The sequence below is a fragment of the Pseudomonas sp. RIT778 genome (genome assembly GCF_019718735.1).
Lineage (GTDB): Bacteria > Pseudomonadota > Gammaproteobacteria > Pseudomonadales > Pseudomonadaceae > Aquipseudomonas > Aquipseudomonas aphyarum.
On the sequence record NZ_JAIHBA010000008.1, the window covers coordinates 15505 to 36343 of the forward strand.

The 20839-nt window shown below is 60.4% G+C and carries 26 protein-coding genes; 16 read left to right on the top strand and 10 right to left on the bottom strand.

Features of this window, described 5'->3' with window-relative positions; genetic code table 11:
• The first annotated feature begins 4 nt into the window (after positions 1 to 4).
• The 6 genes from pmbA (at position 5) to K5E37_RS06335 (ending at position 5283) form a co-directional block, all read left to right on the top strand.
• Entirely contained in the window at positions 5 to 1351 is a 1347-nt protein-coding gene (pmbA, locus tag K5E37_RS06310; protein WP_039769277.1) for a metalloprotease PmbA, read from the top strand.
• A 162-nt stretch (positions 1352 to 1513) separates the two neighbouring features.
• Positions 1514 to 1921, top strand: coding sequence for a FagA protein (locus K5E37_RS06315; protein ID WP_085608076.1), 408 nt, complete (start codon positions 1514 to 1516; stop codon positions 1919 to 1921).
• Positions 1902 to 3278 (top strand): lyase family protein, encoded by a 1377-nt coding sequence (locus K5E37_RS06320; RefSeq protein ID WP_007953592.1) that lies wholly within the window; start codon positions 1902 to 1904, stop codon positions 3276 to 3278. The genes K5E37_RS06315 and K5E37_RS06320 overlap by 20 nt, the downstream gene beginning before the upstream one ends.
• Positions 3279 to 3305: 27 nt before the next feature.
• Positions 3306 to 3746 carry a hypothetical protein gene (locus K5E37_RS06325; RefSeq protein ID WP_007953590.1) on the top strand — a complete coding sequence of 147 codons (441 nt, stop codon included), beginning with the start codon at positions 3306 to 3308 and terminating at the stop codon, positions 3744 to 3746.
• Position 3747: 1 nt separating this feature from the next.
• Positions 3748 to 4359, top strand: coding sequence for a superoxide dismutase (locus K5E37_RS06330; RefSeq protein ID WP_045121714.1), 612 nt, complete (start codon positions 3748 to 3750; stop codon positions 4357 to 4359).
• A gap of 30 nt (positions 4360 to 4389) precedes the next feature.
• Positions 4390 to 5283 carry a ZIP family metal transporter gene (locus tag K5E37_RS06335; protein ID WP_085608078.1) on the top strand — a complete coding sequence of 298 codons (894 nt, stop codon included), beginning with the start codon at positions 4390 to 4392 and terminating at the stop codon, positions 5281 to 5283.
• A 39-nt stretch (positions 5284 to 5322) separates the two neighbouring features.
• Here K5E37_RS06335 and K5E37_RS06340 read toward each other — a convergent pair whose 3' ends face one another.
• From K5E37_RS06340 to K5E37_RS06385, 10 genes are all read right to left on the bottom strand, one after another.
• Complete coding sequence (locus K5E37_RS06340) at positions 5323 to 5598, bottom strand: HPr family phosphocarrier protein (RefSeq protein ID WP_007953585.1); 276 nt, start codon at positions 5596 to 5598, stop codon at positions 5323 to 5325.
• 15 nt (positions 5599 to 5613) lie between these two features.
• Entirely contained in the window at positions 5614 to 6471 is an 858-nt protein-coding gene (gene rapZ / locus K5E37_RS06345) for an RNase adapter RapZ (RefSeq protein WP_221533396.1), read from the bottom strand.
• 2 nt (positions 6472 to 6473) lie between these two features.
• The gene (gene ptsN, locus K5E37_RS06350; RefSeq protein WP_007953580.1) at positions 6474 to 6938 is read right to left on the bottom strand and encodes a PTS IIA-like nitrogen regulatory protein PtsN; all 465 of its coding nucleotides are present in this window, start codon (positions 6936 to 6938) and stop codon (positions 6474 to 6476) included.
• Positions 6939 to 6949: 11 nt separating this feature from the next.
• The gene (gene hpf / locus K5E37_RS06355) at positions 6950 to 7258 is read right to left on the bottom strand and encodes a ribosome hibernation-promoting factor, HPF/YfiA family (RefSeq protein ID WP_007953578.1); all 309 of its coding nucleotides are present in this window, start codon (positions 7256 to 7258) and stop codon (positions 6950 to 6952) included.
• Positions 7259 to 7331: 73 nt separating this feature from the next.
• Positions 7332 to 8825, bottom strand: coding sequence for an RNA polymerase factor sigma-54 (locus K5E37_RS06360; protein WP_011332472.1), 1494 nt, complete (start codon positions 8823 to 8825; stop codon positions 7332 to 7334).
• A gap of 186 nt (positions 8826 to 9011) precedes the next feature.
• Positions 9012 to 9737 carry an LPS export ABC transporter ATP-binding protein gene (gene lptB, locus K5E37_RS06365; RefSeq protein WP_007953572.1) on the bottom strand — a complete coding sequence of 242 codons (726 nt, stop codon included), beginning with the start codon at positions 9735 to 9737 and terminating at the stop codon, positions 9012 to 9014.
• Entirely contained in the window at positions 9737 to 10282 is a 546-nt protein-coding gene (lptA, locus tag K5E37_RS06370) for a lipopolysaccharide transport periplasmic protein LptA (RefSeq protein WP_007953570.1), read from the bottom strand. Before lptA ends, lptB begins: the two co-directional genes overlap by 1 nt.
• Positions 10269 to 10841, bottom strand: coding sequence for an LPS export ABC transporter periplasmic protein LptC (gene lptC, locus K5E37_RS06375; RefSeq protein ID WP_007953568.1), 573 nt, complete (start codon positions 10839 to 10841; stop codon positions 10269 to 10271). Before lptC ends, lptA begins: the two co-directional genes overlap by 14 nt.
• Positions 10842 to 10849: 8 nt before the next feature.
• Complete coding sequence (locus K5E37_RS06380; protein WP_221533397.1) at positions 10850 to 11374, bottom strand: HAD family hydrolase; 525 nt, start codon at positions 11372 to 11374, stop codon at positions 10850 to 10852.
• The gene (locus tag K5E37_RS06385; RefSeq protein ID WP_007953565.1) at positions 11375 to 12349 is read right to left on the bottom strand and encodes a KpsF/GutQ family sugar-phosphate isomerase; all 975 of its coding nucleotides are present in this window, start codon (positions 12347 to 12349) and stop codon (positions 11375 to 11377) included.
• 276 nt (positions 12350 to 12625) lie between these two features.
• Between K5E37_RS06385 and K5E37_RS06390 the strand changes: the two genes are divergently transcribed.
• The 10 genes from K5E37_RS06390 to hisC all read left to right on the top strand — a co-directional run bounded on the left by K5E37_RS06390 (position 12626) and on the right by hisC (position 20828).
• Entirely contained in the window at positions 12626 to 13438 is an 813-nt protein-coding gene (locus tag K5E37_RS06390; RefSeq protein ID WP_007953564.1) for an ATP-binding cassette domain-containing protein, read from the top strand.
• Complete coding sequence (gene mlaE, locus K5E37_RS06395) at positions 13438 to 14235, top strand: lipid asymmetry maintenance ABC transporter permease subunit MlaE (protein ID WP_007953561.1); 798 nt, start codon at positions 13438 to 13440, stop codon at positions 14233 to 14235. Before K5E37_RS06390 ends, mlaE begins: the two co-directional genes overlap by 1 nt.
• Complete coding sequence (gene mlaD, locus K5E37_RS06400; protein ID WP_007953559.1) at positions 14235 to 14702, top strand: outer membrane lipid asymmetry maintenance protein MlaD; 468 nt, start codon at positions 14235 to 14237, stop codon at positions 14700 to 14702. Before mlaE ends, mlaD begins: the two co-directional genes overlap by 1 nt.
• Before the next feature lie 11 nt (positions 14703 to 14713).
• Positions 14714 to 15364 carry a phospholipid-binding protein MlaC gene (locus K5E37_RS06405; RefSeq protein ID WP_085608079.1) on the top strand — a complete coding sequence of 217 codons (651 nt, stop codon included), beginning with the start codon at positions 14714 to 14716 and terminating at the stop codon, positions 15362 to 15364.
• Positions 15361 to 15666, top strand: a complete 306-nt coding sequence (locus tag K5E37_RS06410; protein WP_007953557.1) for a lipid asymmetry maintenance protein MlaB — start codon at positions 15361 to 15363, stop codon at positions 15664 to 15666. The genes K5E37_RS06405 and K5E37_RS06410 overlap by 4 nt, the downstream gene beginning before the upstream one ends.
• Before the next feature lie 115 nt (positions 15667 to 15781).
• Positions 15782 to 16021, top strand: coding sequence for a BolA family protein (locus tag K5E37_RS06415; RefSeq protein ID WP_221533398.1), 240 nt, complete (start codon positions 15782 to 15784; stop codon positions 16019 to 16021).
• Between the two features lie 22 nt (positions 16022 to 16043).
• Positions 16044 to 17309 carry a UDP-N-acetylglucosamine 1-carboxyvinyltransferase gene (gene murA, locus K5E37_RS06420; RefSeq protein WP_007953555.1) on the top strand — a complete coding sequence of 422 codons (1266 nt, stop codon included), beginning with the start codon at positions 16044 to 16046 and terminating at the stop codon, positions 17307 to 17309.
• Between the two features lie 127 nt (positions 17310 to 17436).
• Complete coding sequence (gene hisG, locus K5E37_RS06425; protein WP_007953554.1) at positions 17437 to 18072, top strand: ATP phosphoribosyltransferase; 636 nt, start codon at positions 17437 to 17439, stop codon at positions 18070 to 18072.
• Positions 18073 to 18447: 375 nt separating this feature from the next.
• Positions 18448 to 19773 (top strand): histidinol dehydrogenase, encoded by a 1326-nt coding sequence (gene hisD, locus K5E37_RS06430; RefSeq protein ID WP_221533399.1) that lies wholly within the window; start codon positions 18448 to 18450, stop codon positions 19771 to 19773.
• Between the two features lie 2 nt (positions 19774 to 19775).
• Entirely contained in the window at positions 19776 to 20828 is a 1053-nt protein-coding gene (hisC, locus tag K5E37_RS06435) for a histidinol-phosphate transaminase (RefSeq protein ID WP_221533400.1), read from the top strand.
• The last annotated feature ends 11 nt before the right edge of the window (positions 20829 to 20839 follow it).

Below are 20839 nucleotides of genomic sequence, written 5' to 3' on the forward strand. Positions count from 1 at the left end.
GAGCATGAGTGCAGTTGAAAGCGTCGGCCCACAGGCATTGCCGGCACTGCAGGAACAGGTCGAGCAGATCATCGCCGAAGCCAAGCGTCAGGGTGCCAGTGCCTGCGAAGTAGCGGTGTCGCTGGAGCAGGGCCTGTCGACGTCGGTGCGTCAACGTGAAGTCGAAACGGTCGAGTTCAACCGCGATCAAGGTTTTGGCATCACGTTGTACGTCGGCCAGCGCAAGGGTTCGGCCAGTACGTCCGCCACCGGGCCGGATGCGATTCGCGAAACCGTCGCTGCGGCGCTGGCGATTGCCAAGCACACCTCCGAAGACGAAGCCTCGGGGTTGGCCGATGCCGCGCTGATGGCCCGGGATATTCAGGATTTCGACCTGTTCCACCAATGGGACATCACTCCGGAACAGGCCATCGAGAAGGCACTCCTCTGCGAAGCCGCCGCGTTCGACGCCGATGCGCGCATCAAGAATGCCGATGGCACCACGTTGAGCACCCATCAGGGCTGCCGCGTGTACGGCAACAGCCACGGTTTCATCGGTGGTTACGCTTCGACCCGACACAGCCTGAGCTGCGTGATGATTGCAGAAGCCGATGGCCAGATGCAGCGCGATTACTGGTATGACGTGAACCGTCAGGGCAGCTTGCTGGCGGATCCGGTGAGCATTGGTCAGCGTGCGGCACAGCGGGCGGCGAGCCGTCTGGGTGCGCGTCCGGTGCCGACCTGCGAAGTGCCGGTTTTGTTTTCGGCGGAACTGGCGGGTGGGTTGTTCGGTAGTTTCCTGTCGGCGATTTCCGGCGGCAGTCTCTATCGCAAATCGTCGTTCCTCGAAGGCACCCTGGGGCAGAAGCTGTTCCCGGAATGGCTGACCATCGACGAGCGTCCGCACCTGATGCGTGCCATGGGCAGTGCTTCCTACGATGGTGACGGCTTGGCGACCTATGCCAAACCGTTCGTCGAGAAAGGCGAGTTGGTCTCTTACATCCTTGGCACTTATTCCGGTCGCAAACTCGGCATGCCGAGCACCGCTAACGCGGGCGGCGTGCATAACCTGTTCGTCACCCATGGCGATGAAGACCAGGCTGCCTTGCTGCGGCGTATGGGGCGTGGCCTGTTGGTCACCGAGTTGATGGGCCATGGCCTGAACATGGTGACCGGTGATTACTCGCGCGGTGCGGCGGGTTTCTGGGTCGAGAACGGTGAAATCCAGTTCGCGGTGCAGGAAGTGACCATCGCCGGCAACATGCGTGACATGTTCAAGCAGATCGTCGCGGTGGGTAACGATCTGGAGCTTCGCAGCAACATTCGCACCGGTTCGGTGTTGATCGAGAAGATGACTGTCGCGGGCAGCTAAGCCGCAGGCAGTTACAAAAAAGGCGCGCCACCCGATTGGGTGGCGCGCCTTTTTTTGTGTTCGCAAATTTTTCGGGTTGGTGAAGGCAGCAAAAAAGCCGCTCTTGTTTTGGTTCTCATTATCATCTAATAATAAATCTCATTATCGGATGAGCCCAGGATCATGAGTTCTGCCTTGCACGAGCAGCCGTATCTCGAAAGCTGGCGCTGGATGAGTCGCCAGATCCGTTGCGCGATGGATCCCGACGAACCGCGCCTGATCGAACACTACCTGGCCGAAGGTCGATACCTGGCCTGCTGCACGGCGACCTCGCCCTGGACGGTCGCCGAAACCTCTTTCCGTCTGCTGCTCGACACGGCCACCGACATCGCGTTGCCGTGGCACTGGCGCAGCCTCTGCCTCGATCAAGCCTGGCGCCCGCTGCGTGAAATGGAGCGCCTGTCACTGTGCAAATGCCGGCTCAAACGCTGGCAAAGCTACACCTGGCAGCTTGCCACCTGCGAGTTGCAACCCTCGATTCCTCTCATTGAATTAGTCCAAGGATTTACCGATGACCAAGACACGTATTGAGCGCGACAGCATGGGCGAACTGCAGGTGCCGGTGGACGCTCTCTACGGCGCGCAGACCCAGCGCGCAGTGGATAACTTCCCGATCAGCGGCAAACCGATGCCGACCCAGTTCATCCGCGCCCTGATTCTGGCGAAAGCGGCCGCCGCCCGCGCCAACGTCGAACTCAACCAGCTCAGCGCCGCGCAAGGCAAAGCCATCAGCGATGCCGCCCAAGGTCTGCTGGAAGGCGACTTCATGCAGCATTTTCCGGTGGATATATTCCAGACAGGCTCCGGCACCAGCTCCAACATGAACGCCAACGAAGTGATCGCCACCCTGGCCAGCCGTCTGCTCGAAGAGCCGGTGAACGCCAACGATCACGTCAACTGCGGGCAGAGCAGCAACGACATCATTCCGACCACCATCCACGTCAGCGCCGCGCTGGCCTTGCATGAACAACTGCTGCCAGCGCTGCTGCATCTGGTGCAAGTGATCGAACGCAAGTCCGAGCAAGTCCATCACCACGTCAAGACCGGCCGCACCCACTTGATGGACGCCATGCCGGTGCGCATGAGCCAGGTGCTCAACGGTTGGGCGCAGCAGCTCAAGGCCAATATCGGTCACCTGCAGGATTTGCTGCCAAGCCTGCAATCCCTGGCCCAGGGCGGTACGGCGGTCGGCACCGGGATCAACGCGCATCCGGAATTCGCTGCGCGTTTCAGCCGCCAGCTCAGCCAGTTGACCAACGTCCAGTTCACACCGGGCAAGGATCTGTTCGCTCTGATCGGCTCGCAAGACACTGCTGTAGCCGTGTCGGGGCAGCTCAAGGCCACTGCCGTTTCGCTGATGAAAATCGCCAACGACCTGCGCTGGATGAACTCCGGCCCGCTTGCCGGTCTCGGTGAAATCGAACTGGAAGGCCTGCAACCGGGCTCGTCGATCATGCCGGGCAAGGTCAATCCGGTGATTCCGGAAGCCACCGCCATGGTCGCCGCGCAAGTGATCGGCAACGATTCGGTGATCACCATCGCCGGTCAGTCGGGCAATTTCGAACTGAACGTGATGCTGCCGATCATCGCCCAGAACCTGTTGAGCAGCATCGAGTTGCTGGCCAACTCCAGCCGTCTTCTGGGTGACAAGGCGATTGCCAGCTTCAAGGTCAACGAGTCGCGCCTCAAGGAAGCGCTGTCGCGCAACCCGATTCTGGTCACTGCGCTCAACCCGATCATCGGTTACCAGAAAGCCGCCGAAATCGCCAAGCAGGCCTACAAACAGGGTCGCCCGGTGATCGACGTTGCGCTGGAACACACCGACCTGTCGCGCAGCCAGCTGGAAGAGTTGCTCAATCCCGAGAAGCTCACCGCCGGCGGCGTGTAAGCACCGCAACCGCTTTGGAGGTTCACCATGGAGCACTGGAAACGCACGATCGAACGGGCCAATCGCTGCTTCATGCTGGGCGAGCTGATCGATGCCCGCGAGGCCTACCTGCAAGCATTGGCCCTGGCACAGGTGTTGTTCGAGCGCTGGGCCGATGCCGACGAAGCGGTGGCGGCCTGCGTCATCTCCCACCACAACCTGGCGGATCTGCATCTGCGCCTGAATCAGCCGGAGGAGAGCGCCGAATACCTCTGCGCGATCCACCAGCGCCTGTTGCAGACCATGCAGGACGAGCGCCTGCGCCCGGCGCTGCGTGAAGCAGCCCTTCGCCAGAGCAGCAAAACCTACGTCGAGCTGCTCAATTTCATCAGCGAACACGGCGAATACCCGCGCACCCAGCGTTTGCTGCACCCGGATACCGGCAATGCGCGCCGCGCGCCTGCCCCACATCACCATGGAGTCCATTGAAATGGCTTTTACCCTGCCAGCCTTGCCTTACGCCTATGACGCACTGGAGCCGCACATTGATGCGCAAACCATGGAGATCCACTACACCAAGCATCACCAGACCTACATCAATAACCTGAACGCTGCGGTCGAGGGCACCGAGTTCGCGGAATGGCCGGTGGAGAAACTGGTTGCCAGTGTCCAGCAACTGCCGGAAAAACTCCGCGCGGCGGTGATCAATCAGGGCGGCGGTCACGCCAACCATTCGCTGTTCTGGGAAGTGATGGTGCCCGGCGGTGGCGGTAAGCCGGACGGCGCGCTGGCCAAGGCGATCGATGAGCAACTGGGTGGCCTCGACAGCTTCAAAGAGGCCTTCACCAAAGCCGCACTGACCCGCTTCGGCAGTGGCTGGGCCTGGCTCAGCGTCACCCCGGAAAAGAAACTGGTGGTGGAAAGCAGCGGTAACCAGGATAGCCCACTGATGAACGGCAACACGCCGATTCTCGGCCTCGACGTGTGGGAGCACGCCTACTATCTGCGCTATCAGAACCGTCGGCCGGAATACATCAGCGCGTTCTACAACGTGATCAACTGGCCAGAAGTCGCTGCGCGCTATCAGGCCGCGCTGGTTTAAGTCTCCTATAAAAACAATCCAAGGCTGACTATGGGCACTGAAACACTGGCGATCGGAAGTGGGCGTATGTTTCGTTACGCAATTGGATCGCTGCTGCTGTTGGCGGGCATGACCTTGCTGGTCGCCCACGGACTGGAATGGCTGAATCTGGAACCGAGGCTGTCGCGAGCGTTACAGGGCGGCGCGATCTGCGCCCTCGGCACCGCCCTCGGCGCGGTTCCGGTGCTGGTGATCCGCAACATGCCCCAGGCGCTGGGCGATACGCTGCTGGGTTTTGGCGCCGGCGTGATGCTGGCGGCAACCGCGTTTTCGCTGATCGTGCCGGGAATCGCCGCCGCCGAAAGTCTGGGTCTGAGCCCGTGGGGCGCCAGCGGCCTGATCTGTTTCGGCATCATGCTCGGGGCGTTCGGCCTGTATCTGGTTGATCGCCGGGTGTCGGGTGCCTCGCCGGAAATGCTCATCGGCACTGTCGAGCATCCGGTGATTCCGCCACGGATCTGGTTGTTCGTGTTCGCCATCATTGCCCATAACATCCCGGAAGGCATGGCGGTCGGCGTCTCGGCGGGTGGTGGGATGCCGGACGCAGACAGTCTGGCGATGGGCATTGCCTTGCAGGATGTGCCGGAAGGGCTGGTGATTGCACTGGTACTGGCCGGTGCCGGGATGTCGCGGGTCAAGGCGTTTTTGATTGGTGCCGCGTCAGGTCTGGTCGAGCCGGTGTTCGCGCTGCTATGCGCTTGGCTGGTCAGTCTTGCCGAGTTGTTGCTGCCTTTGGGATTGGCGTTGGCGGCAGGCGCTATGCTGCTGGTGGTGACTCACGAGGTCATTCCGGAGTCGCGACGCAATGGTCACGAGAAGCTGGCAAGCCTGGGATTGCTGATCGGCTTCTGTCTGATGATGGTGATGGATACCGCGTTGGGATGAACCGGGAGGAGGGAGCATGCTCCCTCGCTTCAAGCGTTTTCAACCACCTTCGTCGAAGTAGTTGTTGATCAGGGTCACCAGCGCGTCCATGGCTTCCTGTTCCTGGTGGCCATCGGTACTCAGGTGGATCTTGGTGCCCTTGCCGGCTGCGAGCATCATCATCGCCATGATGCTTTTACCGTCAACCGTGGTTTCCGGGGTGCGGCCCACTCTGATCGTGCAATCGGGAAACTGGCCCGCCACTCCGACGAATTTTGCCGATGCGCGGGCATGCAGGCCCAGCTTGTTGATGATTTCGATTTCACGAGCAGGCATCGCGGTGTGAATCCTTTAGCTGAGGTCGCGGTGGCGAACCTGGACGTTCTTCAGGGTCTTCTGCAGCGCCTGGCCAAGACGTTCGGTCAGGTAAACGGAACGGTGATGCCCGCCGGTGCAGCCGATGGCAATGGTGACGTAAGCGCGGTTGCTCGCCGCAAAGCGTGGCAACCATTTGTACAGATACGCGTAAATGTCCTGGTACATCTCCTCGACCTCCGGCTGCGCCGCCAGATATTCGGCGACCGGCTGATCGAGACCGGATTGCGCGCGCAGCTCCGGTTTCCAGTACGGGTTCGGCAGGCAGCGTACATCGAACACCAGATCCGCATCCACCGGCATGCCGCGTTTGAAACCGAACGACTCCACCAGAAACGCCGTGCCCGGCTCCGGCTGGTTCAACAGGCGCAGTTTGATGGTGTCGCGCAGCTGATAGAGATTGAGGTTGGTGGTGTTGATTTTCAGGTCGGCAAGATCGGCAATGGGGCCGAGCAGGGCGCTTTCATCCTGAATGGCCTCTGCCAGCGAACGATTGGCGTTGCTCAGTGGGTGGCGGCGACGAGTTTCAGAGAAACGCTTGAGCAGCGTTTCTTCGTCGGCATCCAGGTACAGGACATCGCATTGAATATGCTTGGCACGTGCGTCCTCAAGCAATTCCGGAAATCGGGTCAGATGGCTCGGCAGATTGCGTGCATCGATCGAGACCGCCACCAGTGGCTGCGCCAGCTCGGTGTGAATCAGGGCGCGTTCGGCCAGCTCCGGCAGTAGACCGGCCGGCAGGTTATCGATGCAGTAGTAACCGTTGTCCTCAAGGACATCCAGGGCGGTACTTTTACCCGAGCCGGAACGGCCACTGACAATGATCAAGCGCATGGTTACGGCCTGTTCTGTTCTTCCAGTACAACCTGGTACAACGCTTCGTTGCTTGGCGCGCTACGCAGTCTGTCGCGCACGTCCTTGCGGTCGAGCATGCTGGCGATCTGGCGTAACAGTTCCAGGTGCGCATCGGTGGCGGCTTCCGGCACCAGCAGGACGAACAGCAGGTCCACAGGCGCACCGTCGATAGCGTCGAAATCGATAGGAGCATCAAGGTGCATCAGCGCACTGATCGGCGCTTCACAGCCCTTGAGGCGGCAGTGAGGAATGGCGATGCCGTTGCCAAAACCGGTGGAACCCAGTTTTTCACGGGCAATCAATGCCTCGAAGACATCTTGCATCTCCAGATCCGGGACTTCCCGGGCGATCAGGTTGGCAATTTGTTCGAGGGCTTTCTTTTTACTGCCGCCCGGCACGTTCACCAGGGAACGGCCGGGGGTCAGGATACTTTCAAGTCGGATCATGGGGGTGGGGGTTATCGACCGGTAGCGCCCTGAAGCAGGCTCTGGGTCTTTTCCTTATGCTTTTTGAGTTGTTTATCAAGCTTGTCGGTCAGCGCGTCGATCGCAGCGTACATATCGGTATGTTCCGCGTTTGCGACGACCTCGTTGCCGGGAATATGCAGCGTGGCTTCGATTTTCTGCTTCAGCTTTTCGACGCACATCGTGACTTGCACGTTGGTGATCTTGTCGAAATGTCCCTCAAGCCTCTTGAGCTTTTGCTCAACGTACTCACGGAGAGGTTGGGTAACTTCCAGTTGGTGTCCACTGATGTTGACTTGCATACAGCTTCTCCTTCGTTGCCAGTGCATAAAGCGGCAGGCCGAAGAGCCTGCCACTGGAACGCTGTAACGTGGCTTACATCAACCGCTTGCGTTCGCTCGAAGGCGCGATCCCGAGGGATTCGCGGTACTTGGCGACGGTGCGGCGAGCCACCTGAATGCCTTGTGCCTCCAGTAAACCAGCGATCTTGCTGTCACTCAACGGCTTTTTCTGATTTTCCGCGGCAACCAGTTTCTTGATGATCGCGCGGATCGCCGTGGACGAGCATTCACCGCCTTCGGAGGTGCTCACATGGCTGGAGAAAAAGTATTTCAGTTCATATATGCCCCGTGGGGTATGCATGAATTTTTGCGTGGTCACGCGGGAAATCGTCGACTCGTGCATGCCCACGGCTTCAGCGATGTCATGCAGCACCAGCGGCTTCATGGCTTCGTCGCCGTACTCCAGAAAGCCGCGCTGGTGCTCGACGATCTGGGTGGCCACTTTCATCAGGGTTTCGTTGCGGCTCTGCAGGCTCTTGATGAACCAGCGGGCTTCCTGCAACTGATTGCGCATGAAGGTGTTATCGGCACTGGTGTCGGCGCGGCGCACGAAACCGGCGTACTGGGCGTTGACTCGCAGACGCGGCACCGACTCCTGATTCAGCTCGACCAGCCAGCGCTCGTTGTCCTTGCGCACGATGACGTCAGGCACCACGTACTCGGCTTCGGTGGATTCAATTTGCGAACCGGGGCGCGGGTTGAGGCTCTGCACCAGTTCGATGACCTGGCGCAGCTCGTCTTCCTTGAGCTTCATGCGGCGCATCAGCTGGCTGTAATCGCGGCTGCCGAGCAGGTCGATGTAATCGGTGACCAGGCGCTTGGCCTCGGCCAGCCAAGGGGTCTTGGCCGACAGCTGGCGCAATTGCAGCAGCAGGCATTCGCCCAGGTTGCGTGCGCCGATGCCGGCCGGTTCGAATTGCTGAATGCGGTGAAGGACGGCTTCGATCTCGTCCAGCTCGATGTCGAGCTCCGGATCAAAGGCGTCGAGGATTTCTTCGAGGGTTTCGTCGAGGTAGCCCTGATTGTTGATGCAATCGATCAGGGTGACGGCGATCAGGCGATCGGTGTCGGACATCGGTGCCAGGTTCAACTGCCACAGCAGGTGGCTTTGCAGGCTCTCGCCGGCGGAGGTGCGGGTGGTGAAGTCCCACTCGTCATCGTCGCTGCTGGGCAGGCTGCTGGCGCTGGTCTGGTAGACGTCTTCCCAGGCGGTGTCGACGGGCAGTTCGTTGGGGATTCGCTCGTTCCATTCGCCGTCTTCGAGGTTATCGACTGTCGGCGCGGTCTCCTGATAGGAGGGTTCCTGGATCTCGGTGTTGGGCTTCTGTTCGGCGTTGTCGGCCATGGGATCGGAGTTGTCGAAGTCGTCGCCGTCTTCCTGGCGTTCGAGCATCGGATTGGATTCCAGAGCCTCCTGGATTTCCTGTTGCAGATCCAGGGTCGACAATTGGAGCAGGCGGATGGCCTGTTGCAGCTGCGGTGTCATCGTCAGCTGCTGGCCCATTCTCAAGACTAGCGATGGTTTCATGGCAGGGGCTTAACACCTTATTCGCCGGCGCTATGCGCCATCCACTACAGGGCGCCGGAGCGCCAAACTTAAGCAAATTATATGCCTGAAACTGTCGTGTTTGCCTAGAGCGCTGTAACAATAAAAGCGTATAAAAAGGCGCTTCAACGTTACAGCACCCGGACGGCTGGTCGAATGCCGTCGTGCTTACAGGCGGAACTCGTGACCCAGATAGACTTCCTTCACCAGATCGTTGGCGAGGATGGTCGCGGAGTCGCCTTCGGCGATCAACTGGCCGTCGTTGACGATGTAGGCGGTTTCGCAGATATCCAGCGTCTCACGGACGTTGTGGTCGGTGATAAGAACGCCGATGCCCTTGGCCTTGAGGTGATGGATGATCTGCTTGATGTCGCCCACGGAGATCGGGTCGACACCGGCGAACGGTTCGTCGAGCAGGATGAACTTCGGTGCCGTGGCCAGTGCGCGGGCGATTTCCACGCGGCGGCGCTCACCACCGGACAGGCTCATGCCGAGGTTGTCGCGGATGTGGCTGATGTGGAATTCCTGCAGCAGGCTTTCCAGCTCCTTGCGACGGCCGGCCTTGTCGAGCTCCTGACGAGTCTCGAGGATGGCCATGATGTTGTCGGCCACCGACAGTTTGCGGAAGATCGACGCTTCTTGCGGCAGATAGCCGATACCGGCCTTGGCGCGACCGTGCATCGGCTGGTGGCTGACGTCCAGGTCGTCGATCAGTACGCGACCCTGATCGGCCTGGACCAGGCCAACGATCATGTAGAAGCAGGTGGTCTTGCCGGCGCCGTTCGGGCCGAGCAGGCCAACGATCTGACCGCTGTCGATCGACAGGCTGACGTCGCGCACGACCTGGCGGCTTTTATAGGCCTTGGCCAGGTGCTGAGCTTTCAGAGTTGCCATTACTGGGTTTTCTCGTCGGTTTTCTTCTTCGGCTGGATCACCATGTCGATGCGCGGACGCGCTTCGGTGACCTTGCTGCCAGTGGCTCGACCGGCGCTGGCCAGTTTCTTCACCGTGTCATAGACGATTTTCTCGCCCTGAGTGGTGTTGTTGTCCTTGTCGACGACTTTTGCCTTGTCGATCAATACAACGCGGTTTTGCGCCGCGTGATACTGAATGGTCACACCCCAGCCCTGAACGGGTTTGGTGTCGCCAGCAGTCTGCAACTGTTCGAAGTAGGCGAGGTTGCCCACCGAAGTCACGACGTCGATATCGCCGTTAGGCGCACGGGTCATGGTCACGGTGTTGCCTTTGACGATCATCGAACCCTGGGTGATGATCACGTCGCCTTTGTAGGTGGCAACGCCGTTCTTGTCGTCCAGCTGGGCATCGTCGGCCTGAATGCGGATTGGCTGCTCTTGATCGTTCGGCAGAGCCCAGGCGCTCACGCTTCCCAGTGCTGCGCCCAGACTGAGCAAAATAGGGAGGGTTTTAACGAGCCTCATACTGTCCTCTTACGTTCGATAGCAGGTGTATCCTGCTTTCCTTCAAATACGCTTTCATTCCTACGCCAGTCGATACACCGCCAGCGCCGTCGATTCTAACGGGTTGCTGGGTCTGCGCATATTGCTGCTGCGGGAACACCGTCATGCGAGTGGAGGTGATCAGGGTGTCGCGGTTCTTTTCGTCGGTGCGCTTGACGCGTACCGAGTCGATCAGCTCGACCTCGGTGCCACCGGAGTTCACTTCACCGCGCTCGCTGGTCACGTGCCATGGGAAATCGGTGCCACGGAACATGTTCAGATCGGGTTTGGTGACCAGTGTAATGTCGGTCGCCTTGACGTGCTCAGCCTTGTCGGACGTCATTTCGTATTGCACTTTGCCGTCTTCGAGGTACTGGATCGTGTGGGTATTGGTCGCATACCAGTCGATCGGGCTTTCCTCTGCCGAAACCGGCGGCTTGTCGAGGAAGCGTTCCGGGCTGATGTTCCAGTAGCCGACCGCACCGAAAATCGCTGCGATGCAACCGAACAGCAGGATGTTGCGAAACTTTTTGCTAAACATGGTTGGACTCACAGGTACGCGTTGTTGGCGGCGTCGAGGCTGCCTTGGGCGCGCAGGATCAGTTCGCAGAATTCGCGGGCGGCACCTTCGCCGCCACGGGCCAGGGTCACGCCGTGAGCGTGCTCGCGTACAAAAGCGGCGGCGTTGGCTACGGCCATGCCCAGCCCCACGCGACGGATCACCGGCAGATCCGGCAGGTCGTCGCCGAGATAGGCCACTTGTTCATAGCTTAGGCCCAGTTGCTCCAGAAGACCGTCGAGAACGACGAGTTTGTCTTCGCGACCCTGAAACAGGTGCGGGATGCCCAGGTTTTTTGCCCGACGCTCGACCACCGGGGTCTTGCGACCGCTGATGATGGCGGTCTGGACGCCGGCGTTCATCAGCATCTTGATGCCCTGACCGTCGAGTGTATTGAAAGTCTTGAACTCGCTGCCGTCTTCAAGTAAGTACAGGCGCCCGTCGGTGAGGACGCCGTCGACGTCGAAAACCGCCAGTTTGATGGCTTTGCCGCGTTGCAGCAGATCGTTGCTCATTTACATCACTCCTGCGCGCAGCAGGTCGGAGAGGTTGAAGGCGCCGACCGGGCGATCTTCTTCATCCACGACAACCAGTGCGTTGATTCGGTGGTCTTCCATGATTTTCAGGGCTTCGGCAGCGAGCATTTCGGCGCGGGCGGTCTTGCCGTGCACGGTCATCACCTGGTCGATGGTGGCGCTGTGGATATCGATGCTGCGATCCAGGGTGCGGCGCAGGTCGCCGTCAGTGAAGATTCCGGCCAGTTTGCCGTCCGCTTCAAGAATGACGGTCATGCCCAGACCCTTGCGGGTCATCTCCATCAACGCGTCCTTGAGCAGGGTGCCGCGCTGTACTTGCGGCAGTTCCTGGCCGGCGTGCATGACATTTTCCACTTTCAGCAGCAGGCGTCGGCCCAGTGCGCCGCCCGGGTGGGAAAAGGCGAAGTCTTCGGCGGTGAAACCGCGCGCTTCCAGCAGCGCCACGGCCAAGGCATCGCCCATGACCAGCGCGGCGGTGGTCGAAGAGGTCGGTGCCAGGTTCAGCGGGCAGGCTTCGTGCTCGACGTGAACGTTCAGGTTGACCTCGGCGGCCTTGGCCAGCGGCGATTGCGGGTTGCCGGTGACGCTGATCAGCTGGATGCCCAGGCGCTTGATCAGTGGCAGCAGGGTGACGATTTCGTTGGTGGAACCGGAGTTCGACAGGGCCAGAATCACGTCGTCACGGGTAATCATGCCCATGTCGCCGTGGCTGGCCTCGGCCGGATGCACGAAAAACGCCGGGGTGCCGGTGCTGGCCAGGGTCGCGGCAATCTTGTTGCCGATGTGCCCGGACTTGCCCATGCCGACTACGACAACACGGCCCTTGCTGGCCAGAATCATCTCGCAAGCGCGTACGAAATCGGCGTCGATATGGGGCAACAAGCCTTGTACGGCTTCCACTTCGAGGCGGATGGTGCGTTGTGCCGATTGAATCAGGTCGCTGGTTTGGCTCATGTCAGAAATCGTATAGCCCGATGAAAAGGCGGCGATTATAGCGGTTATGTTGAAAAGCCTCACGCAAGTTCGTCGTGCTTTGTCATTCCTCGTTACCAAAACTCTGTAAATAAGGCTTCAAGCCCTTCAGCTCGCCGAATGCGGACCGGTGCAGGCCTTGGGCGCTTGCCCTTTGCAGTGATATAGTTCGCCGCCAGTTCGGCCTGCCCGGGATGTAGGGGCTTTCTTCCAGGAAGCCAGGCGTCCGAGTGAGAGGCTGCATCGCAAGGAGTTTAGATGAGTGCCGATAACGCCTACGCGGTCGAGCTGAAGGGAGTCTCCTTCAAGCGCGGTGCGCGGAGCATTTTCAATAACGTCGATATCCGCATCCCGCGCGGCAAGGTCACCGGCATCATGGGGCCTTCCGGGTGTGGCAAGACCACGCTGTTGCGCCTGATGGGCGCCCAGTTGCGGCCATCCAAGGGCGAGGTCTGGGTCAACGGCCAGAACCTGCCGAAGCTGTCGCGCAGCGATCTGTTCGATGCGCGCAAGCACATGGGCGTACTGTTTCAGAGCGGTGCGCTGTTCACCGATCTCGATGTGTTCGAGAACGTCGCCTTTCCGCTGCGCGTTCATACCGACCTGCCGGACGAGATGATCCGCGACATCGTGCTGCTCAAATTGCAGGCGGTGGGGCTGCGCGGTGCGATCGAACTGATGCCTGACGAGCTGTCCGGCGGCATGAAACGCCGTGTCGCACTGGCCCGGGCCATTGCCCTCGATCCGCAGATCCTCATGTACGACGAACCGTTCGTCGGCCAGGATCCGATCGCCATGGGCGTTCTGGTTCGCCTGATCCGTCTGCTCAACGATGCCCTGGGGATTACCAGCATCGTGGTCTCCCACGACCTCGCCGAAACCGCGAGCATCGCCGACTACATCTATGTGGTCGGTGATGGCCAGGTATTGGGGCAGGGCACGCCGGACGAACTGATGAGCTCGGACGATCCGCGTATCCGCCAGTTCATGACCGGTGAACCCGACGGCCCGGTGCCGTATCACTTTCCAGCGCCGGATTACCGCGCCGATCTTCTGGGGAAGCGCCGCTGATGCGCAGAATTACATTAATGGAGCGTGTGCGTCGTTTCGGTCTCGCCGGAATCGACAGCGTCGCAGTGTTCGGGCGTTCGACCCTGTTCCTGTTTCATGCCTTGCTCGGGCGTGGTGGCATCGGCGGCGGTTTCGGCCTGCTGGTCAAGCAGCTGCATTCCGTCGGCGTGATGTCGCTGGTGATCATCGTGGTGTCCGGGATCTTCATCGGCATGGTGCTGGCGCTGCAGGGCTTCAACATCCTTTCGAGCTATGGCTCGGAGCAGGCTGTCGGCCAGATGGTGGCACTGACCCTGTTGCGTGAGCTGGGGCCGGTGGTGACTGCGCTGCTGTTCGCCGGGCGTGCAGGTTCGGCGCTGACGGCGGAAATCGGCAACATGAAATCCACCGAACAGTTGTCCAGCCTGGAAATGATCGGGGTCGACCCGCTCAAGTACATCATTGCCCCGCGTCTGTGGGCCGGCTTCATTTCCCTGCCAGTGCTGGCGATGATCTTCAGCGTGGTCGGCATCTGGGGCGGTTCGTGGGTCGCCGTCGACTGGCTGGGCGTCTACGAAGGTTCCTACTGGTCGAACATGCAGAACAGCGTGAGCTTCGGTGACGATGTGCTCAACGGCATCATCAAAAGTGCAGTATTCGCTTTTGTCGTCACCTGGATCGCCGTATTTCAAGGCTATGACTGCGAACCCACTTCCGAGGGGATCAGCCGTGCCACCACCAAGACCGTGGTTTACGCCTCGCTGGCAGTACTCGGCCTGGACTTTATTCTGACCGCTTTGATGTTTGGAGATTTCTGATGCAAAACCGCACCCTGGAAATCGGTGTCGGCCTGTTCCTGCTGGCAGGGATCCTGGCCTTGTTGCTGCTCGCCCTGCGGGTCAGTGGCCTGTCTCCGACTTCGACCACCGATACCTACAAGCTTTACGCCTATTTCGACAATATCGCCGGTTTGACGGTCAGAGCCAAAGTGACCATGGCGGGTGTGACCATCGGCAAGGTCACCGCGATTGATCTGGACCGCGACAGCTTCACCGGTCGGGTGACCCTGCAAGTGGATAAAAGCGTCGACAACCTGCCGACCGACTCCACAGCATCTATCCTGACAGCGGGTCTGCTGGGTGAGAAATACATCGGTATCAGCGTGGGCGGGGAAGACACCCGCCTGAAGGATGGTGGAACCATCCACGACACACAGTCGTCTCTGGTACTGGAAGACCTGATCGGTAAATTCCTGCTCAATACCGTTAGCAAAGACGCCAAATGAGGAGCTTTTGAATGATCTCTACCTTGCGACGTGGCCTGTTGGTGTTGCTTGCGGCACTGCCGCTGGTGGCTAACGCCGTGGCGGCACAATCGGCGCACGATCTGGTTCAGGACACCACAAACCGGATGCTCGCCGATCTGTCGGCCAACAAAGAGAAGTACAAGCAGGATCCGCAGGACTTCTACACGGCGCTGAACACCATCGTCGGGCCGGTTGTGGATGCCGAGGGCATTTCCAAGAGCATCATGACGGTCAAGTATTCGCGCAAGGCAACCCCGGCGCAGATGAAGACCTTCGAGGAAAACTTCAAGCGCGGCCTGTTCCAGTTCTACGGCAATGCGCTGCTCGAGTACAACAACCAGGGCATCACCGTTGATGCTCCCAAGGATGAGTCGGGCGACCGCACCAGCGTCGGCATGACCGTCAAGGGCAACAACGGCGCGATCTATCCGGTGTCGTACACCCTGGAGAAGATCAACGGCGAGTGGAAACTGCGTAACGTGATCATCAACGGCATCAACATCGGCAAACTGTTCCGTGACCAGTTCGCCGACGCCATGCAGCGCAATGGCAACGACCTGGACAAGACCATCAACGGCTGGGCCGGTGAAGTGGCCAAGGCCAAGCAGTCGGCCGAGCAGAACGAGAAGCCAGCCCAATGACCGAGTCGGCCATTCGTCTGGACGAAGCCAGTGAGCTGCAGCTCAGTGGCGTGCTGGATTACCGCACCGGCCCTGATCTGCGTGAGCAGGGCCGGGCGCTGATCAAGTCGTGCAATGCCCCGGCATTGGTGATCGATTGCTCGGCGGTGGAGAAGTCCAGCAGCGTCGGTCTGTCTCTGCTGCTGTGCTTCATTCGCGATGCAAAGGCTGCCGGCAAGGCGGTCAGTATTCGCGGGATGCCCGAAGACATGCGCGAAATTGCTCAGGTCAGCGAACTGACCGAGCTGTTGGCGCAACCCTGAACCCGCATCTATAGAGAAGCCCCCCGTCAGAGTCCTGCGCAGCGGGGTTCGCAGGCGCGGGGCTTTTTTGTATGATGTCCGACCCGTGCGCACAGGGCGCCGATTGAGGTTGAGCATGCAGGCCGTAGAAGTGAAGAGCTTCCTTGAAAGAAAGCTGCCAGGAACGCAGGTGGAAGTTGAAGGCGAAGGCTGCAACTTTCAGCTGAACGTGATTAGTGATGAACTGGCGGCGTTGAGCCCGGTCAAGCGTCAGCAAAGCATCTATGCCCATTTGAACCCTTGGATCGCCGATGGCAGCATCCACGCGGTCACTATGAAATTTTTCAGCAGCGCGGCCTGGGCCGAGCGCACCTGAGCCCTAGGGCGTCGAGATTCTTATGGATAAATTGATTATTACCGGTGGCGCTCGTCTTGATGGCGAGATCCGCATCTCCGGGGCGAAGAACTCCGCCCTGCCGATCCTGGCCGCCACCCTGCTGTGCGATGGCCCGGTTACCGTTGGCAACCTGCCGCACCTGCACGACATCACCACCATGATCGAGCTGTTCGGTCGCATGGGCATCGAGCCTGTGATCGACGAGAAGCTCAGCGTCGAAATCGACCCGCGCACCATCAAGACCCTGATCGCTCCGTACGAACTGGTGAAAACCATGCGTGCGTCGATCCTGGTGCTGGGCCCGATGGTCGCGCGTTTCGGTGAAGCCGAAGTCGCACTGCCTGGCGGTTGCGCCATCGGTTCGCGTCCGGTCGACCTGCACATCCGTGGCCTGGAAGCCATGGGCGCGGTCATCGACGTCGAAGGCGGCTACATCAAGGCCAAGGCGCCTGAAGGCGGCCTGCGCGGCGCGCACTTCTTCTTCGATACCGTCAGCGTGACCGGTACCGAGAACATCATGATGGCTGCCGCTCTGGCCAAGGGCCGCAGCGTGTTGCAGAACGCCGCCCGTGAACCTGAAGTGGTCGACCTGGCGAACTTCCTCAACGCCATGGGCGCCAAGGTGTCCGGTGCTGGCACCGACACCATCACCATCGATGGCGTCGAGCGTCTGGGTTCGGCTTTCTACAAAGTCATGCCTGACCGCATCGAAACCGGTACCTACCTGGTGGCCGCTGCGGTCACCGGTGGCCGCGTGAAGGTCAAGGACACCGATCCGACCATTCTCGAAGCCGTTCTGGAAAAACTCCGTGAAGCCGGCGCAGAAATCACCTGTGGTGAAGACTGGATCGAGCTGAACATGCACGGCAAGCGCCCGAAAGCGGTCAACGTGCGCACTGCGCCGTACCCGGCGTTCCCGACCGACATGCAGGCGCAGTTCATTTCGCTCAACGCCATTGCCGAAGGCACTGGCGCGGTCATCGAGACGATCTTCGAAAACCGCTTCATGCACGTGTACGAACTGCACCGCATGGGCGCGCACATCCAGGTCGAAGGCAACACCGCTATCGTGACCGGCATCGAAACACTCAAGGGCGCGCCAGTGATGGCAACCGACCTGCGTGCTTCGGCGAGCCTGGTGATTTCGGCGCTGGTGGCACAGGGCGATACCCTGATCGACCGCATCTACCACATCGACCGTGGTTACGAGTGCATCGAGGAAAAACTGCAGATGCTGGGCGCCAAGATCCGTCGCGTTCCGGGCTGATCGCTGCATCTGGACACAGGGAAGTGTCCGTTGAATTCGTTTTGATCGGGGGTGGCAACGCCCTCGATGTATGTCCGGCGCCGATTGCGACCGGACATGAGTACCTTGATAAGGACTGACGTTTCCCATGTTGACCATCGCACTGTCCAAGGGCCGCATCCTTGACGACACCCTGCCGCTTCTCGCCGAAGCGGGCATCGTGCCGACCGAGAATCCGGACAAGAGCCGCAAGCTGATCATCCCCACGACCCAGGAAGACGTTCGCCTGCTGATCGTGCGGGCCACCGACGTGCCGACCTATGTCGAGCATGGCGCGGCCGACCTCGGCGTTGCCGGTAAAGACGTGCTGATGGAATACACAGGGCAAGGCCTGTACGAGCCGCTGGATCTGCAGATTGCCCAGTGCAAGCTGATGACCGCCGGCAAGGTCGGCGCGGTCGAGCCCAAGGGCCGCCTGCGCGTCGCCACCAAATTCGTCAACGTCGCCAAGCGTTACTACGCCGAGCAGGGTCGTCAGGTCGACATCATCAAGCTGTACGGCTCGATGGAGCTGGCACCGCTGATCGGCCTGGCCGACAAGATCATCGACGTGGTCGACACCGGCAACACCCTGCGCGCCAACGGCCTGGAGCCTCAGGAACTGATCGCCACGATCAGCTCGCGTCTGGTGGTCAACAAGGCTTCGATGAAAATGCAACACGCCCGAATCCAGGCGTTGATCGACACCCTGCGCAAGGCAGTGGAGTCTCGACACCGCGGCTGATGTACCTGCGCGACGTTAAGTCGCGCCCGTCTATCCGCCTCATAGCCAGAATCTCAGGTGCCCAAGCGGAAACGACTGGTCGGGGAAGGTGCGCTGACGTTTAATAACGACCGCGCCTTACTCCAAAAGGCAACCTAACAGCAGCAGAAAAATTTCTCAGAAGTATAAATCGCGTAGTGGCCAGCCTTTTGAAGCAAGGCCCTACGGGTTGGCACTGTGCCCGCACCATGCTGCGTTGCGGGACTCGGTAAGGAAACAACCCTTACCTTCGTCCCGCGCCTTGCCTGGTACGACCACAGCACCAACGCGATCATTATTAAACGTCAGCGCACCTTCGGGCGCCTGAGTTTTTGCCATTCCTATGAGGCTCTCGCTATGACCGCACCGACTGCAATTCGCCGACTCAACGCTGCTGACCCGGATTTCGCGCATCATCTGGATCATCTGCTGAGCTGGGAAAGTGTGTCTGACGACTCGGTCAATCAGCGGGTGCTGGACATCATCAAGGCTGTGCGCGAGCGCGGTGACGCGGCACTGGTCGAGTTCACCCAGAAGTTCGACGGCCTCGAAGTCGCTTCGATGGCGGACCTGATCCTGCCGCGCGAGCGTCTGGAGCTGGCCCTGACCCGCATCAGTGTCCCACAACGCGAAGCGCTGGAAAAAGCCGCCGCCCGCGTGCGCAGCTATCACGAGAAACAGAAGCAGGACTCCTGGAGCTACACCGAAGCCGACGGCACGGTGCTGGGCCAGAAAGTCACGCCACTGGATCGCGCCGGTCTGTACGTGCCGGGCGGCAAGGCGTCGTACCCGTCATCGGTGTTGATGAACGCGATTCCGGCCAAGGTCGCCGGCGTGACCGAAGTGGTCATGGTGGTGCCGACCCCGCGCGGTGAAGTCAACGAGCTGGTGCTGGCGGCGGCGTGCATCGCCGGCGTCGACCGCGTTTTCACCATCGGTGGTGCGCAAGCCGTTGCCGCATTGGCCTATGGCACCGAAAGCGTGCCGCAGGTGGACAAGGTCGTCGGCCCGGGCAACATCTATGTCGCCACTGCCAAACGTCACGTATTCGGTCAGGTCGGCATCGACATGATCGCCGGCCCGTCGGAAATCCTCGTGGTGTGCGACGGCCAGACCGATCCGGACTGGATCGCCATGGACCTGTTCTCCCAGGCCGAACACGACGAAGACGCCCAGGCGATTCTGGTCAGCCCGGACGCCGAGTTCCTCGACAAGGTCGCCGCCAGCATCGACAAACTGCTGCCGACCATGGATCGCGCGACCATCATCGAAACCTCGATTAATGGCCGTGGTGCACTGATCCACGTGCGCGACATGGCCCAGGCCATCGAAGTCGCCAACCGCATCGCCCCGGAGCACCTTGAGCTGTCGGTCGCCGACCCGCAGGCCTGGCTGCCGCAGATCCGCCACGCCGGCGCGATCTTCATGGGTCGCCACACCTCCGAAGCGCTGGGTGACTACTGCGCCGGTCCGAACCACGTGTTGCCGACCTCCGGCACCGCGCGTTTCTCCTCGCCGCTGGGCGTGTATGACTTCCAGAAACGTTCGTCGATCATCTTCTGCTCCGAAGCCGGTGCGTCCGAGCTGGGCAAGACGGCATCGATCCTGGCCCGTGGCGAATCGCTGAGCGCCCACGCTCGCAGCGCCGAATACCGCATCAAAGACGAAGTGAAGGGGAACTGAACATGAGTAAATTCTGGAGCCCGTTCGTCAAGGATCTGGTGCCGTATGTGCCGGGCGAGCAGCCGAAGCTGACCCGTCTGGTCAAACTCAATACCAACGAAAACCCGTACGGCCCGTCGCCGAAAGCTTTGGCGGCGATGCAGACCGAACTCAATGACAACCTGCGCCTGTACCCGGATCCGAACAGTGACCTGCTGAAGAATGCCGTCGCCAACTACTACGGCGTACAAAGCAATGAGGTGTTCCTCGGCAACGGTTCGGACGAAGTGCTGGCGCACATCTTCCACGGCCTGCTACAACACGATCAGCCGATCCTGTTCCCGGACATCAGCTACAGCTTTTATCCGGTCTACTGTGGCCTCTACGGCATCGATTTCGATGCGGTGCCGCTGGATGCGCAGTTCCAGATCAACCCGGCGGACTACGCCAAGCCGAACGGCGGGATCATCTTCCCCAACCCGAACGCACCGACCGGTTGCCTGCTGGCACTGGAAGCGGTCGAGCAGATCCTCAAGGCCAGCCCGGATTCGGTGGTGGTGGTCGACGAGGCCTACATCGACTTCGGCGGCGAGACCGCGATCAGCCTGGTGGACCGTTATCCGAACCTGCTGGTCACCCAGACTCTGTCCAAGTCCCGTTCGCTGGCGGGCCTGCGGGTCGGTCTGGCGGTCGGCCACCCGGACCTGGTCGAGGCGCTGGAGCGGATCAAGAACAGCTTCAACTCCTACCCGATCGATCGCATGGCGAATGTCGGCGCGGCGGCGGCGTTCGAAGATCGCGAGTACTTCGACAAGACCTGCGCACTGGTGATCGAGAGTCGCGAATGGGTGGTTGCGCAGTTGCAGGCCAAGGGCTTTGAAGTGCTGCCGTCGGCCGCGAACTTCATTTTCGCCCGGCATCCGCAACACGATGCGGCAGGGCTGGCAGCCAAACTGCGTGAACAGGGCGTGATCGTGCGCCACTTCAAGCAGGAGCGGATTGCCCAGTTCCTGCGGATCTCGATCGGCACGCCGGAGCAGAATCAGGCGTTGATCGACGGTCTGGGCGAACTCTGAAACGACACTGA